General features: G+C 59.0%; 14 protein-coding genes. 1 reads left to right on the forward strand and 13 read right to left on the reverse strand.

What is annotated here, in order from left to right:
* The first annotated feature begins 56 nt into the window (after positions 1-56).
* Positions 57-302, forward strand: coding sequence for a transposase (locus tag OQ273_RS13990; protein WP_267993105.1), 246 nt, complete (start codon positions 57-59; stop codon positions 300-302).
* A gap of 115 nt (positions 303-417) precedes the next feature.
* On the opposite strand, the gene OQ273_RS13995 is transcribed toward OQ273_RS13990, so the two are convergent.
* The 13 genes from OQ273_RS13995 to OQ273_RS14055 form a co-directional block, all read right to left on the reverse strand.
* Positions 418-1059, reverse strand: a complete 642-nt coding sequence (locus OQ273_RS13995) for a class II aldolase/adducin family protein (RefSeq protein WP_267991112.1) — start codon at positions 1057-1059, stop codon at positions 418-420.
* Positions 1052-2350 carry a four-carbon acid sugar kinase family protein gene (locus OQ273_RS14000; RefSeq protein ID WP_267991113.1) on the reverse strand — a complete coding sequence of 433 codons (1299 nt, stop codon included), beginning with the start codon at positions 2348-2350 and terminating at the stop codon, positions 1052-1054. The genes OQ273_RS13995 and OQ273_RS14000 overlap by 8 nt, the downstream gene beginning before the upstream one ends.
* 36 nt (positions 2351-2386) lie before the next feature.
* Positions 2387-3652: an aminotransferase class III-fold pyridoxal phosphate-dependent enzyme gene (locus OQ273_RS14005; RefSeq protein ID WP_267991114.1), complete on the reverse strand. Its 1266-nt coding sequence runs from the start codon at positions 3650-3652 to the stop codon at positions 2387-2389.
* A 59-nt stretch (positions 3653-3711) separates the two neighbouring features.
* Positions 3712-4839, reverse strand: coding sequence for an ABC transporter ATP-binding protein (locus tag OQ273_RS14010; protein WP_271292112.1), 1128 nt, complete (start codon positions 4837-4839; stop codon positions 3712-3714).
* Positions 4840-4941: 102 nt separating this feature from the next.
* Positions 4942-6249 carry an ABC transporter substrate-binding protein gene (locus OQ273_RS14015; protein ID WP_267991115.1) on the reverse strand — a complete coding sequence of 436 codons (1308 nt, stop codon included), beginning with the start codon at positions 6247-6249 and terminating at the stop codon, positions 4942-4944.
* 153 nt (positions 6250-6402) lie between these two features.
* On the reverse strand, positions 6403-7815 hold the full coding sequence (locus tag OQ273_RS14020) for an aminotransferase-like domain-containing protein (protein ID WP_267991116.1): 1413 nt from the start codon (positions 7813-7815) through the stop codon (positions 6403-6405).
* Between the two features lie 101 nt (positions 7816-7916).
* Positions 7917-8768: a phosphoenolpyruvate hydrolase family protein gene (locus OQ273_RS14025; protein WP_267991117.1), complete on the reverse strand. Its 852-nt coding sequence runs from the start codon at positions 8766-8768 to the stop codon at positions 7917-7919.
* Positions 8737-9996, reverse strand: a complete 1260-nt coding sequence (locus OQ273_RS14030) for a Tm-1-like ATP-binding domain-containing protein (RefSeq protein WP_267991118.1) — start codon at positions 9994-9996, stop codon at positions 8737-8739. The genes OQ273_RS14025 and OQ273_RS14030 overlap by 32 nt, the downstream gene beginning before the upstream one ends.
* An 18-nt stretch (positions 9997-10014) precedes the next feature.
* Positions 10015-10431, reverse strand: coding sequence for a cupin domain-containing protein (locus OQ273_RS14035; protein ID WP_267991119.1), 417 nt, complete (start codon positions 10429-10431; stop codon positions 10015-10017).
* A gap of 46 nt (positions 10432-10477) precedes the next feature.
* Positions 10478-11509 carry a Gfo/Idh/MocA family protein gene (locus OQ273_RS14040; protein ID WP_267991120.1) on the reverse strand — a complete coding sequence of 344 codons (1032 nt, stop codon included), beginning with the start codon at positions 11507-11509 and terminating at the stop codon, positions 10478-10480.
* Between the two features lie 19 nt (positions 11510-11528).
* Positions 11529-12344, reverse strand: a complete 816-nt coding sequence (locus tag OQ273_RS14045; protein WP_267991121.1) for an SDR family NAD(P)-dependent oxidoreductase — start codon at positions 12342-12344, stop codon at positions 11529-11531.
* A 19-nt stretch (positions 12345-12363) separates the two neighbouring features.
* On the reverse strand, positions 12364-13281 hold the full coding sequence (locus OQ273_RS14050) for a carbohydrate ABC transporter permease (RefSeq protein ID WP_267991122.1): 918 nt from the start codon (positions 13279-13281) through the stop codon (positions 12364-12366).
* Positions 13278-14219 carry a carbohydrate ABC transporter permease gene (locus tag OQ273_RS14055; RefSeq protein ID WP_267991123.1) on the reverse strand — a complete coding sequence of 314 codons (942 nt, stop codon included), beginning with the start codon at positions 14217-14219 and terminating at the stop codon, positions 13278-13280. The genes OQ273_RS14050 and OQ273_RS14055 overlap by 4 nt, the downstream gene beginning before the upstream one ends.
* Between the last annotated feature and the right edge of the window lie 18 nt (positions 14220-14237).

The raw sequence follows: 14237 nt of genomic DNA on the forward strand, positions 1-14237 counted from the left end.
GAAACTGGGCTGAACAGCTAATGTCAGAGATACCGTAAACTATCTAGGCTGTTGAAATATGCGGACGACCTGTTTTTGTTGAGCGAGAGCCAGATGGCTCGGATACATCCGCATTTTCGGCTGGCCCACAGAGCCGCAGGGTCGAAGTCCCCCACGACAAGGAGCTCTACCGCCAACGCCACAAGATCGAGAACATGTTCGCCCGTCTCAAGGACTGGTGGCGTATCGCAACACGCCACGACCGATGCGCCCACTTCTTCTGTGCTATATGCATCACCGCAACCGTCACATTCTGGTTGTGATCAATGAGCCCTGAGCCTAAAGCCCAATGGGATCTCTAGAAGATCAAATCCGCTTTCTTGATGGAGATGAGGTAGACTTCAAAGCCCATCCTCGGACTACTTCTTCGACAAGCTGCTAACCGTATTTCAATGTCTTTGCCGTCCGCCAGTAGTCGCGGAACTCCGCAAGTGTAAGCAATACGGGTTCGCCCGCCTGACAGGCCGCCAAATACTGCTCGGCAAGAATCTCGATACGATGAGCGAACAGAACTGCCTGATCCAGCGACCGGCCCCAGGCAATCGCGCCGTGATTGGCGAGCAGGCAGGCATAACGGTTTTCCAAACTGTCTACGACATTGTCGGCCAGTGCCCGGCTGCCAAAGCAGGCATAATCGGCACAAGGTATGTCCACACCACCGAAAGAGCCGATCAGATAGTGAAAGCCCGGTATCGGTTTGCGGCAGCACGCCAGACCAACGCAGGCGCTGGAATGGGTGTGCACAACCGCCATGGCCTCGGATTTGGCCCGGTAGATTGCAAGGTGCATGAGGATTTCACTGGAGGGCGTACCGCCACATTTGACCTGCCCTTCCAGATCGATCCGCACGAATGCGTCTGCGCAGATATCCGGTCCGCCGGCACCGCCCGGCGAGATCAGGATATGATCGTTGCAGCGTGCGCTTATGTTGCCGGACGCCTGTTCGGTCAAGCCATGGTCATGCAGATAACGATACGTATTCGAGAGTTGCCGGCGCACTGCCGTTTCGGATTCAATCATCGTCAGCGCCCTGCCCCATGATCTCGACAAGATCGAGCAATATCGTCTCACTCCCCATCTTGCCGGCCTTGAAATAGCAGCAAAGCCCGCTTTCCGCGTCGCCAAGACACAAGCCGCCGGGAATGTCCCTGAGCGGATAAACGTGCATGGCATCAAGTCGGATCGCATCCGCGACCGCGCCCGATGTCTCGCCGCCAGCCACGATGAAACGGCTCACACCGAGCGCCTGCAACCCGCATGCCATCGCCCTGCAAACGCGCTCCCCAAGCATTTTCGCTTCGGTGACGCCAAGCCTTGCCTGAATTCGCTTCACGTCTTCGGGCCCCTGCGCGACGCTTAACGCAACCGGACCCTTTGGCAATTGCTGCCCCGCCCATGCCATCGCATCCGCCACCGCGCTGTCGAAATCTTCAGCCGCATCGGCCAGAACGACCTGCCTGACCGGATAGCTATCCGCAAATCGTTCGAGCTGTCGCAGCGTCGCCCCGGCGCAGCTGCCGGCAATGACGGCAGTGGCACCAGGCGGCAAAGGCGGGATAATTGGAACGGACTTCCTGTCCTTGATGTGGCGTGCCGGCAGTGCGGCCAGCAGGGAATCGCCACCGGTCATAGCGGGCCATGTCTCGGTGACCTCGGCGCAAACGGCGATATCGGCGTCATCGATCGCATCGAACAGAAAATAGGCCGCGCCCCGATCAACGGCGGCGTCAATGAAACAGCGGGTTGCTTCGACCCCATCGGCGAGGACCGATCGCGGAACCAACATCACCTCGCGGCGTGTCTGCCGCCCAAGCACCGCCACCAAATCGGAATCCGGCATCGGCGTGACTGGGTCGAAGCGCTTATCGGAATTGCATAAAAGCTCCGATCCCAGAAAAATATGGCCCTGGTAGACCGTGACTCCACGCGAGGGAAATGCAGTGCAAAAGCCCAGGCGGTCGGCCCCGGTGGACTGCATCAGCGCATCTGCGCAGGGGCCGATATTGCCGCAATCTGTAGAATCAAAGGTTGCACAATATTTGTAAATGATGTGGCACGCGGCTCTTTCGGTCAGCGCCCGTTGCGTCTCATCGAACCATTGCACGGCTTCCTCCGGCGGTGCCAGGCGAAAGCGTCCTGCGACTACACAGGCAAGTGAGTCGCCGAGGAAGTCGAGAGCGGAAGGACGGGTAACGATCGGACATAAGATCCCCTGCTCGACCAGTGACGACGCCACAAGAACCCCACCTGTCAGGTCATCCGCGATGATGCCTGTTATCAGGGAACCGGACTGCCGCTCGCCATCAGTCATGGCGCCACCATGAAAACGCGCTCCGGCGTGCTGCACTCATCCGAACACATCGGCAACCGCCTCAAGCGCGGCATCCGTCGCTTCAAGTGTGAGGTCTATGTCCGCATCGGTATGGGCCGCCGACAGGAACATATTGTGCCAGGGATGCAGATAAACGCCGCGTTGCAGAGCCTTCGTAGAGAAGAGATAGGCCTTCTCCAGCGTGTGGTCGTCATCAAACAGAATAAGCGGCATCTGCGCTGGTCCGGTCTGGCGAATGCCGATCCCGCGGGCTGCCGCCTGGCTTTCGATCCCGCTGCGCAGCTTCTCGCCCAACCGCGCCATATGCGTAACCGCATCGCCGCGGTGGAGCTTGCGCAGTGTTGCCAGTGCGGCAGCCATCGGGGCAGCGGCACACCAGAACGATCCGGTGACATAAACCGTTTGCACCGCCTCGCGGAGCCAGTCCTTGCCCGTCACCGCGGCGATGGGATAGCCGTTGCCGAGCGCCTTGCTCCAGGCCGACAGATCAGCCTGAACGCCCAACGGCTCCCAACTGCCGCCAAGGTCCAGACGAAAGCCGGCCCTCACATCATCGATAATGAGCACGGCCTCGTTTCGGTCCGTCACAGCCCGCGCGGCGTGGGCGAAATCCGCTGTCGGCATCTCCTGATCGATGCGCGCGTCGTGACGAAAGGCACTCACGAGCACGCCTGCCAGATCGTCGCCGGCCTCACCCACAGCGGCCTCGAGCGACGAGACGTCGTTGTAGTCATAGTAGAGCAGATGCGCACGGTCCTCGGCGACAACGCCGCCTGGCCAGGGCGTACACCACGGGACCGCACCGTGATAGGCACCATTCGCCACAAGTATCTTCCGCCGTTTGGTCGCCGCCCGGGCAATCGAAACACAGGCCGTGGTTGCATCAGTGCCGTTCTTGCCAAAGATTGCCCAATCTGCGGCAGGCACGGTCTCGACCAGGAACTCCGCCAGATCGACCATCACTTCGCCCGGACCATTGGCGATACCCATCCTCGCCTGCTGCCTGCCGGCGGCCTCTTCGACATCAGGATCGTTGTAGCCCACGATCATCGGACCATAGGCGCACACGAAATCGATATAGCTGTTCCCGTCGACATCCGTCAGATGCACACCTTCTGCTGACCGGAAGAATTGCGGATAGGCGGGCGGCAGGCTTTTGGCGCTCATATGCCCCCACATGCCGCCGGGAATGACTTTTGCTGAACGCTTGCGTAGAGCGCTATCGCATGGCAGTGACCTCCGCGCGCCGTTCAACTGGTTTGTTGGATGTACGTCGGACATGCACATCTCCCATCTTTGCCCATGAGCTTTTTTTCTCGCACGGGGTACACGATTGTAACTTACGTGCCTGTGACACTAAGCGGCTGTCGGCCACCGTGGGCCGCATACCGTGTATTATTGCCATGCTCATCAAAAAGCAGAAAGGTCTCCTCGCTTGCACGAAAGGCAACGGACTGGTTGAGTTCAACTGCGCTGTCCCCATCCAGGACAGCCATCCATGGCTCGCCCGTCTCAAGCTGAAAGTTGATGATGGTTTCATGTCCGAGCCGTTCGACCAGATCGACTGTTCCTTTTACCGGACCGGTCGCGTCAAGTTTCAATGCATGTGGGCGAATCCCGAGCTTGAGGAACTCTCCGACCTCCACCTTCCTGGAACCGGTCGGCAAAGACACCGTCGTGTCGCCAATTCCGCTCGCCCCGACGACGACCTTGTAGCCTTCCACGGATTTGACCAGCACGTCGAGAAAGTTCATTGACGGCGAACCTATGAAGCCGGCCACGAACAGATTTGCTGGATTGGTGTAGAGCTCGATCGGCGAACCATATTGTTGCACCGTACCGGCGTCGAGAACCATAATCTTGTCCGCCATGGTCATGGCTTCTACCTGATCGTGTGTGACATAAATCATCGTGGCGCCCAGTTCATTGTGGAGTTTTGAAAGCTCCTGTCTCATGCTGACACGAAGCGAAGCATCGAGGTTGGACAAGGGCTCGTCGAAGAGGAAGACGTCCGGCTCACGCACGATCGCCCGACCGATAGCGACACGCTGGCGCTGACCGCCGGAGAGCTGCCTGGGTTTTCGGTCAAGCAGCTGCTCCATCTGCAAAATGTGGGCAGCCTGCCGGATACGTCCGTCACGCACGCCCTTGGGCGTCTTGCTCATCTTAAGAGCGAAACCGACATTGTCGTAAACGCTCATATGTGGATAGAGCGCATAGTTCTGGAATACCATGGCGATGCCACGGTCTCGCGGCTCGACTTCGTTGCACAAAAGCCCGCCGATAATGAGATCGCCTGAGGTGATATCCTCAAGCCCGGCGATCATTCTCAGCAAGGTTGACTTTCCGCAGCCGGAAGGGCCGACGAAAACGACAAACTCGCCGTGTTCGATCTCGAGGTCGATCCCCTTGATCACCTCGACATCTCCGAAGCTCTTGGAGATCGATTTCAACGTGAGTTCTGACATTTCCTGCCTTCGTCCCGTCCCTTTTTCCATCGCCTCCCAGCCCGACTGCCGCAACAGTTACGGCAGCCGACGGGGAAGGAGCGCTGACGCTCAGGTATCGCTTTAACCTTCGTTCAGGGCGCGTTGAACATCCTCAACGAAAAGGTTAGCTGCTTCCTCGGCCTCCATCTGACCGAAACCGACCTGCTCATAGAGATTGGTGAACTCGTTGATCAGATGTTGGGTGTTGTCCGGCCAGACATCGATGTTTACGCCATAGGTATCGGCAAACCCCTTATACATCTTGATCCGGTCGACCAGTGTGGGCGGCGATGCCGGATCGACGACCTGTGCGTCGAGCAAGGTCACCGTCGGCGTCAGGCCCACCCGCGACTGCATCTCCACGCCCGCATCCTTGTCGTTCAGCCAGAAGTCGACAAAAGCCGCGGACGCATCGACATTGTCGCAATTGGCCGAGATCGACAGCGAGTTGCTGCCGGAGGTCAGAGGGTTGTTGCCGTTCGGCGGCTTTACCTGCAGGGCAAAGCCGCCGTCGACAGCGTCCAGCGCAGACTGCAATTCGGACGCTGTTATGTCGCCTCCGGTCCTGGAGAGAGTGATCCCCTGTGCCATGAATGACTGAACGGTCGCAGACGGCTCCTCGGCGCTCATAGCCATATTCGGCGTCAAGCGTTCCTCACGCGCGCGGTTCCATAATTCAAACCAGTCGGCCAGCGTTTCCGTCCGGAAGCCGGGCTTGTCACCGTCAAAGAGATCCTCGCCACGGCCCTGAGCATATTGTTGGAATTGGAGAATCTCGCCGCCGAGCTGCGTCAGCGGATAGATATCTTCATCCTCGAGTTTCTGGCGCGCCTCGGCAGCCCACTCGATGTAATCCTCATAGGTCCAGTCATTGGCCGGCTCCTTGACGCCGGTCGGTTCAAGTTTTGGCCAATTATACTGGAAGGTCTCGAACCACAGGCCCACCGGCAGAACATAGAGATTTCCGTCGGCGTTGCGGTGCCCCTCGACCACATCCTCAGGGATAGCCGAAATATCGATCTTGCCTTCCTTGATCAGATCATCGAGCGGCAGCAGAACGCCGAGGTTTTCATAGCGTGTCTGATAACGGGTCTGCATCATCGGCACACAGGGCAAATGGCCGGCGGCAGCCTGAACCGTCACCCGGTCCCAGTGCCTGAGAAAGTCTGTGGGCTGGGGTAGGATCTTTGCCTCAGGATAGGTTTCCTCGAACGATTTAATCATGCCGTAAACGGCACGATTGCGCCCTTCCGAACCCCACCAGGCGAAAGATACTTCACCGTCGATCTCCTGGGCCTGAACGCCGGTGCCCAGGCCGAGACCGGTTCCGCAGGCAATCGTCAAAACCGCCATGCTGGTCATCAGTGACATCGTGACTGGTCGTTTCATACGACTTCCTCCCTGTTTCGCTCAGCGCTCTTTTTGAACGCCGGAAACAGCAAACAGCCGGCCGGCCAACCGGTCAAAAGCCAATATGACGTTTGTGGCCTGCCGTTCGCAGCAGTCTAAAACGTCAAAGGCCGCATAAGGCCCGCGCCGGTTTTAGCGGGCCCAGCTGTTCCAGACATGAGCAAGACGCTGCAGCCCTGTCTCAAGCTTTTCCCTAGGGGCAGAGATTGCGAGACGAAGGTGATTATCGCATTCGTTCGAGATGCTGAAGGTCGGACCGGCCAGCAGATCGACGCCGGCGCGTCTTGCCTGCTCGGCGAAAGCAAGAGCCGAACGGCCTTTAGGCAGCTGGATCCAAAGGGACGCGCCGCCCTGGTTTGGGTGGACGTGCCAGTCGGGCAACAGATAGGCCAGGCGCGCCAGAACTTCGGTCAACCTGTCCTCAAGAAGCGCCCGCCTTAGACAGCGCGCTTCAGGAACTCGCCTAAGCAGCCGTTCGGTAGCTATTTGCGACGGGATGGACGTTCCGAGATCCTCGGCGCTCTTTGCCGCCACAAGGCTGGACAGGACATCGGCCTGAGCGCGGATCCAACCGATGCGCAAGCCACCCCAGAAAAGCTTGCTCGCCGACCCGATTGTGATCGTGTTGCTGCAGAAACCCGCAATCGGTAATGGACGGTTGTCACGACACAAGGTGTCGGCCGTCGACGCATCGTCGATGATGGTGACGTTATACTCCCCGGCAAGACTTGCGATCTCCAAGCGCTTGTCATTTTCCAGGCAGGAACCGGTGGGATTGTGCACCGTTGACAGAATGAGCGCCATCTTCGGCCTGTGTCTCTCCAGTGCGTCGGCAAAAAATCCGACGTCCAGCCCCTCATCACCGCTCTTGACCGAAACAAGCCGCGCCCCGGCGGCACGCAGCGATTCAATACCACCGCGATAGGTGGGCTCTTCCACGACGATAACATCACCTGCTTCGATCAAACTTCTGGTGATGATGTGAACCGCCTGTTGGGCACCGGCTGTTACCATCACCTCTCTGGCGGACGTTGCCAGGCCATCGGCTACATAGTATTGCGCGATCGCTTCCCGTAGGGCCGGAAGCCCTTTCGGATAGTAGCCGTGATTACCCAGCAGAGGCTCAAAATCCGCCGCTGACAGCCGGCCCAGTTCCTCGGCCACCATCGGCAGCGCCTGACCCGCTGCGCTGCGCAGATCGACCCTGCCCATGATACGTCGCTCGAGGAAGGACTGGAGCCTCGCATCACCCCGCGCACCAGCCGTTCGGCCCGCTGACGAAACAAAGGTGCCGATCCCGGCACGGCTGTTCAGGCTGCCGTCATCGCGTAATTCGTCGAACGCCGCACCGACGGTCGTCCGGGCCAAACCCATCGTCGCAGCCAGTTGCCGCTCCGACGGCAATCTGCAGCCGGCTGGAAGCTGACCGTTCTCAATCAGAAGGCGCAGACCGGATGCAAGATTGTTGGACAACGTCCCGTCCGAATCCTCCCAGGATCCAAGCAATCTGGTCAGCCGATGTGTGTTGACTAGCTCTCCCATCATTTGAATGTTCCTCCTATAGAATATCACCGCAGTTCATCGAGGAAAATCAATTAAACTGAGGTGCTTAGGTCGGCGTTTTATCTTTCTCAGTCCGGCCGTTGTTAGACTGCTCGCGTGACCTGAGGCAGCGACATGTTCAGAAACTGGCGTGCCCGCTCCTTTACAGCCGTTTCGACCGGCAACCGTTCCATCGAGGACGCTCCGAAAAAACCGTTCAACCCTTGCGCCCGGTCAAGAACGTCCTGCGCATCGGCCGGCTCGGCGATCGGCCCACCGTGGCAAAGAACAATTATATCCGATCGGACGCGACGCGCCGCCGAGGCCCAATCGGCAATCCGCTCGACGCAGTCATCCAACGTCGGCGATGTCAGGGCACCGATCCGACCGCCGGTGGTCAATCCGAGATGACAGACGATCACATCGGCTCCCGCCTCTGTCATTGCAACCGCATCTTCCATGGAAAAGACATAGGGCGTGGTCAGAAATTCCAGATCCCTCGCCTTCCCGATCATCTCCACTTCCTTGTAATATCCCATCCCCGTCTCTTCCAGATTGGCCCTGAATACCCCGTCGATCAGTCCGACCGTCGGGAAGTTCTGAATGCCGGAAAAACCCAGCCTCGCAAGCTCCGGCAGAAAGACGTCCGGATCGTAGAAAGGATCGGTGCCGTTCACACCAGCCAGAACCGGCGTATGCTTGACGACAGGCAGCACCTCCCGAGCCATCTGGAACACGATATCGTTTGCGTTGCCATAGGCGAGCAAACCGGCCAGCGACCCCCTGCCGGCCATACGGTAACGCCCGGAATTGTAGATAATCAGGAGGTCGATCTCCCCGTCTTCCTGAAGTTTTGCCGTTATGCCGGTGCCGGCACCGCCACCAACAATTGGAACACCTGCCGCCATCTTTGACCTTAACTGCTCAAGAATCTCGGATCGTGCTATTCTCGCCATGGACTTGTTCCTTGTTGGTCGAATCTAAGAGAAGCTGCAACTCGGCAACGGCGCGAGCGGCAAATCGGGGATCGTTGATATACGTCTCCATCTCCACGAGCTTTACGCGATCCCGGTCAAGATGTTCCCGCACCGCCGTAAACAGGGCTTCGTCGGCATCGGCATCATGGAAAACGCGCCCCTCAACCGCGATTTCCGATATTCCGAGCAGCGGCAGCAATAAAGTGCACGGCCCCTCAAGGCTTGAGACGCGCCGCGCAAGTCTCTTGCCGAGTTCACCGCACTCCTCGCAATTGGTTCGCATCAGCGTGATGCTGGCATTGTGAACGTAGAGGTTCCTGTTCTTGAAACGAGCGGGAATGGATTCCTTTGGTCCGAAATTGACCATGTCGAGACCGCCGGGCGATACGACGCGCGGCGTTGCATTCGGCGTTGATGCGGCAAGCCTGCCAACGCCGGCCGAAAACACGCCGCCGACCAACTCGTCGGCAAGCTCGGTCGTGGTAATGTCAAGGAGCCCGGCCAGCATGCCCTCGCCTGCCAGTGCCTCCATTGTCCGCCCTCCGGAGCCGGTCATGTGAAACGTGAGAACCTCATAACCGGCCTCATCGAGCAGCCGGCGTCCCTCGGTCACGCAGGGTGTCGTCACCCCGAACATACTGGCGGCAACCAACGGCCGCCCTGCTGCGATGTCAGGCGGCTCAGACAACACCATACCCGCGAGCGCCGCTGCGGCATTTGAAAGGATTCGCGCCGAGATACAATTGACACCGGCAATGTCTACGACACTCGGAAACAGCACCAGGTCCGTTTCGCCGACATAGGCGCTCGTGTCGGCCGACGCCGCGGTGGATACGATCAGTTTCGGCACGCCAAGCGGCAGGCTTCTGAATGCCTCTGCGGCGATCGACGTTCCACCGGTCCCGCCGAGACTGATGCCGCCGCCGATCACGCCTTTGCCGTGAAGATCGGCGACAATACGCCGCGCGCCTTTGGCCATCGCGACCACGGCCGTCCCACGGTCATCGGCCTTCGCCAGATCGTCAATAGAGCTGCCGGCGGCTTCAGCAACCTCGTTCCGGCTCACATCGGCCGGTATGGTGGGTTCGCCCAGAATACCGCAGTCCACGACCGTGACCCCAACACCGCCACCAAGCAGACGGTCGCGGACGAACGCGGACTCAGCTCCCTTGGTGTCCAAAGTACCCAGCATCACGACATTGGGCATGTCACGCTCCCTGGACAGTCAACCGAGGTTACCGACATCTGGTATAGTGCCGACGGCGGCCTCCCGGTAGTCCGGCAAGGTGCGCAACGCCCGCTCGGCGCCACCCGGCGTGTAAACCACCAGCAATTGCAACGTGGTCCAGCCAGTGTTCACAGTCGAATGGTAGATCGTGCGGGGAATGTAGAACACGTCGCCGGCGGCGATGTCGAAGGGCTCCCTGTCGTCGATCATCTGCCGGCCGCGACCGGAGATGACGTAGATCATCTCATCGTCATCCGGATGATTGTGGCGGTCATGCCCCTTATTGGGAAACAGCATGACGTCACCCACGGTCATAGTAGCGCCGCCCTCGGTCACGTCGGGGCTGATACGCCATTTGATCCGCCCCCAGTCAAAGATATCGGTCGTAAAATCATCCGGTTTCAAATTATGCACTTGATGCTCCTCCTCAGATATCGTTAAGCGCCTGCAAACATGCGCTCTAGATGCTGAACTCCTGGCGCGCACCGCCGGATCGCGCCGACTTGTGGGCCAACTCGATAATCCGGACCCCGATAGCGCTGTCGCGTGGGTCAACCGGCGGCGGTGCGCCCTCGGTGATGGCCTGAAACAGGCCGTCATAAAACGCATCGCACCCCCGCAGCACCGGCAAGTCCCTGATGAGCTCCGGAGGCGTGCCGGGCCGATGGATATCGAGACTACGCAAATCTCTTCCGACGATGGTGCCCCTGTCCCCTGACACGACCCATGCCGGCAGTTCATCCACGGCTTCCCGGTAGACTTCGATGCGCGACAAACCACCGCCCGGAAAGTTCATCCTGATGTCGACGTAGTGCTCCACCACATCGCCGGGATAAGTGTGCATAACCGCGGAGACATCCAGCGGCGCACCCCCGAACAGATGGATCTGATGATCGATCAGGTGGGGCGAGATCAGGTATGTCACGCCGCCGGCGCCATCCGTGGTGTGCGCCCAGGCCGCCAGATCTGATCCGGTGTGCGGTGAGCCCGCTCCCGCCACCACATATTTGCCGCGATGCATGCGGCGCTCCTCGACGCGCCACACATCACCGATGGCCCCGTTGCGGATAACTTCCAGAATACTCTGATACTGCTCTTCCCATCTGCGGTTCTGGAAGACGGAAAGCACGACCCCGGCGTTGTCGGCGGCAGCCATCATTTCGGCCGTTTCCGCTGTAGACTTCGCCATCGGCTTTTCGACGACGATGTGTTTTCGGGCCGCAGCAGCAGCCAATGTCATTGGAAGGTGCAGGTCGTGCGGCGTCGCAATGACGACCAACTGCACCTTCGGATCGTCGATGAGTGCACGCCAGTCATCATAAGCTTTTGCTCCAAACCGCTCGGCGGCCGCCCGGGCACGCTCGACCGTGCGGCTTGACACGGCAACGAGTTCGTAATGCGGATGGCGCGTCAGTGTGCCCTCCGCATGATAGTACCATCCGCTGTTGCCAAGGCCGATAAGTCCGACGCCGATGGGTGCTGCTGCTGTCATTATTCTTCCCTTCGGCGTGTCACGAAAGTTTCTGGAGGCCGCCGTCCACCTGAAGCGTGGTCCCGGTGATGTATGATGCATCGTCGCTGGCGAGAAACGCGATGGCGGCGGCGATCTCATGTGGCTGAGCCAGCCGGCCCAGAAGACATGGCGTCTTCAGCTTCCCCATTTGCTCGCGCATCGCCTCCGGATCGGCGGCGTCATTTGTATGCATCTCGGTGATTGTTCCACCGGGGGTTACGGCGTTCACCCGCACACCCTTCTCTGCCAACGCGGCAGCCATCGACCGGGTCATGGACAAAAGTCCAGTTTTGGTCATGTCGTAGACCCACTTGTAGGGCCGTGCCTTGAATGCGGACTCCGAGGAGACATTGACGATGGAAGCTCCGTTCTTCGTCAGGGCGGGCAGCATGCCATGAACAAGGACGGCAACCGCCTTGAGGTTGACGTTGACGAGGAGGTCCCATCCCTTGAGCCCGTTTTCAACAAATGGGCTGTTCTGCTGGCCTTCGACATGAACGACACCGGCTGAGTTCACCAGGATGTCGATCTCACCGAGGTCATCAGCCAGTGTTTCGGCTGCCCGACGCGTCGCCTCTTCCCGGGAAAGATCCAGCTCCAGGAAGCGCACATCTGCCTCTTCGTCATGAAACTCGGCCATCATGGCGTCGGCGGCTGTCCGGTTGCGATCGATAGCAATCACCCGGGCTCCCTCCCGGGCGAACCGGTCGACACAAGCCCTGCCAATTCCGGACACCCCGCCGGTCACCACCGCGGTGCGGCCTGCAAACCGTCCGGGCGTCACTGGCGCCGGGTGGGTAGTCGTTTCAGTCATTTGGGTCCTCCGTTACTCATCACTTCAACCCGGTCGTCGCTATTCCGGCCACCAACAACCTCTGGAACGACAGGAAAAAACCGATCACCGGAAGCAGCGACAGAAGTGACATGGCAAACAGCGCGCCGAAGTTGGATTCAGCCGTGGAGTCCAGAAAGAGCGAGAGACCGATCGGCACGGTGTAGTTCTGCGGGCTGTTGAGATAGATGAGCGGCTGCAGGAAGTCGTTCCACGTCCAGATGAATGAGAACGCCGCTGTGGTCGCGATCGCGGGCAACGAAAGCGGCACGAAGATGCGCAGGAAAATCTGGAGATGGCCGCAACCGTCCAACCGCGCGGCTTCCGACAGTTCACGCGGAATGGCGCGGAAGAACTGGACAAACAGGAAAACGAAAAATGCCTCAGTGGCAAGGAACTTCGGCACAACAAGAGGCAGGAACGTGTCGAGCCAGCCCAGTGTGCTGAAGAGAATATATTGCGGGATAAGCAGAGCATGCAACGGCAGCATGATCGTGCACATCATCAGGGCAAAAAGGGTTCGCCGGAACGGAAATCTCAGCCGTGCAAACGCATAGCCTGCAAGCGCGCAGGAGAAGATATTGCCCACGACGCTCAAGCCGGTGATAACAAACGAGTTGATGAAAAAGGTCGAGAAACTTACAAAACCAAGCCCTTCCCAGCCATGGGTGAAGTTCTCGAGCGTAAAATGCTCACCTGGCCAAAGTCCCGGCGAAACGAAGATCGCCTCCGGGACACGGAGCGCCGAGGCCATCAACCAGAGCAACGGATAAATCATGATGAAACTGGTGGCCAGCAAGCCGGTATGGGCCAGCATCGTGCGAACATTATCCGGCAAGTGGGACAACCCGCTCTTCCCGGTCGAGCGATCGGATATCGCTTCGGCCATCCGCGGCCTTGTCGGACTTGGCGCGCTCATTGTTCATCTCCGTAGTGGACCCAGTAGCGGGCACTGAGAAAGAACAGCACGGTGATCGCAGCGATCAGAATGAGCAGCACCCACGCCATGGCGGACGCATAGCCGAGCTGTAACTGAGTGAAGGCGCGCTGATAAAGCAGAAGCGTATAAAACAGTGTCGAGCCGGCAGGCCCGCCTGTGCCGTCACTGACGACATAAACCTGGGTAAATGCCTGGAAGCCTCCGATCATGCTGAGAACGCCATTGAAAAGGACCAGCGGCGAAAGCGAGGGAAGCGTGATATGCCAGAACCGCTGCCAGCTTCTGGCGCCGTCTATAGTGGCGGCCTCGTAAAGCTCTGTCGGGATCTGCCGAAGTCCGGCCAGGAAAATGACCATCGGCGCACCGAACGTCCAGACATTGAGAACAATGATGGTTCCGAGCGCCGTACGCGGGTCGCCGATATAGCTGAAGCCCTCTATGCCGAACACGTCAAGAACGTGGTTGATCAGGCCATGCTCGCCAAACACGTAGCGCCACAGTACTGCTATTGCGACGCTTGTGCCGATGAGGGAGGGAAGATAGAAAATCGTTCGATAAATACCGAGCATGCTCAGCCCGCGGTTCAGCGTTATTGCGACCGCCAGCGCAAAAATCAGCAGGATCGGGACCGAGATGAAGACATACTGGGACGTCACCTTAAGCGATCCCCAGAACGCCCGGTCGGCTGTAAACATGCGCACATAGTTGTCAAATCCGACCCAATCAGCTCGTGCGAACGACCCGCTGAAATTGGTGAATGACAGGGCAAGAGACGCCAGGATTGGCCCAAGCGTGATACAGATAAAACCTATGAGCCAGGGCAGCAGGAAAAGGTAACCTGCAATGCCCTCGCGGGCGCGGGAGCTCAGCGGTAAAAACCGCACACGCGAGGGGCTTTTGGTCGTGGACCGGGGCATCGAAGCACTCTTCGGTTT

This window comes from Hoeflea prorocentri (assembly GCF_027944115.1).
Lineage (GTDB): Bacteria > Pseudomonadota > Alphaproteobacteria > Rhizobiales > Rhizobiaceae > Hoeflea_A > Hoeflea_A prorocentri.

What these genes read in the sequence shown, in the direction of transcription:
- OQ273_RS14005 (WP_267991114.1), bottom strand. Translation starts at nt 3,652, where the DNA reads ATGTCCGACGTACATCCAACAAACCAGTTGAACGGCGCGCGGAGGTCA.
- OQ273_RS13995 (WP_267991112.1), bottom strand. Translation starts at nt 1,059, where the DNA reads ATGATTGAATCCGAAACGGCAGTGCGCCGGCAACTCTCGAATACGTAT.
- OQ273_RS14000 (WP_267991113.1), bottom strand. Translation starts at nt 2,350, where the DNA reads ATGACTGATGGCGAGCGGCAGTCCGGTTCCCTGATAACAGGCATCATC.
- OQ273_RS14040 (WP_267991120.1), bottom strand. Translation starts at nt 11,509, where the DNA reads ATGACAGCAGCAGCACCCATCGGCGTCGGACTTATCGGCCTTGGCAAC.
- OQ273_RS14055 (WP_267991123.1), bottom strand. Translation starts at nt 14,219, where the DNA reads ATGCCCCGGTCCACGACCAAAAGCCCCTCGCGTGTGCGGTTTTTACCG.
- OQ273_RS14015 (WP_267991115.1), bottom strand. Translation starts at nt 6,249, where the DNA reads ATGAAACGACCAGTCACGATGTCACTGATGACCAGCATGGCGGTTTTG.
- OQ273_RS14045 (WP_267991121.1), bottom strand. Translation starts at nt 12,344, where the DNA reads ATGACTGAAACGACTACCCACCCGGCGCCAGTGACGCCCGGACGGTTT.
- OQ273_RS14025 (WP_267991117.1), bottom strand. Translation starts at nt 8,768, where the DNA reads ATGGCGAGAATAGCACGATCCGAGATTCTTGAGCAGTTAAGGTCAAAG.
- OQ273_RS14010 (WP_271292112.1), bottom strand. Translation starts at nt 4,839, where the DNA reads ATGTCAGAACTCACGTTGAAATCGATCTCCAAGAGCTTCGGAGATGTC.
- OQ273_RS14030 (WP_267991118.1), bottom strand. Translation starts at nt 9,996, where the DNA reads ATGCCCAATGTCGTGATGCTGGGTACTTTGGACACCAAGGGAGCTGAG.
- OQ273_RS14050 (WP_267991122.1), bottom strand. Translation starts at nt 13,281, where the DNA reads ATGAGCGCGCCAAGTCCGACAAGGCCGCGGATGGCCGAAGCGATATCC.
- OQ273_RS14020 (WP_267991116.1), bottom strand. Translation starts at nt 7,815, where the DNA reads ATGATGGGAGAGCTAGTCAACACACATCGGCTGACCAGATTGCTTGGA.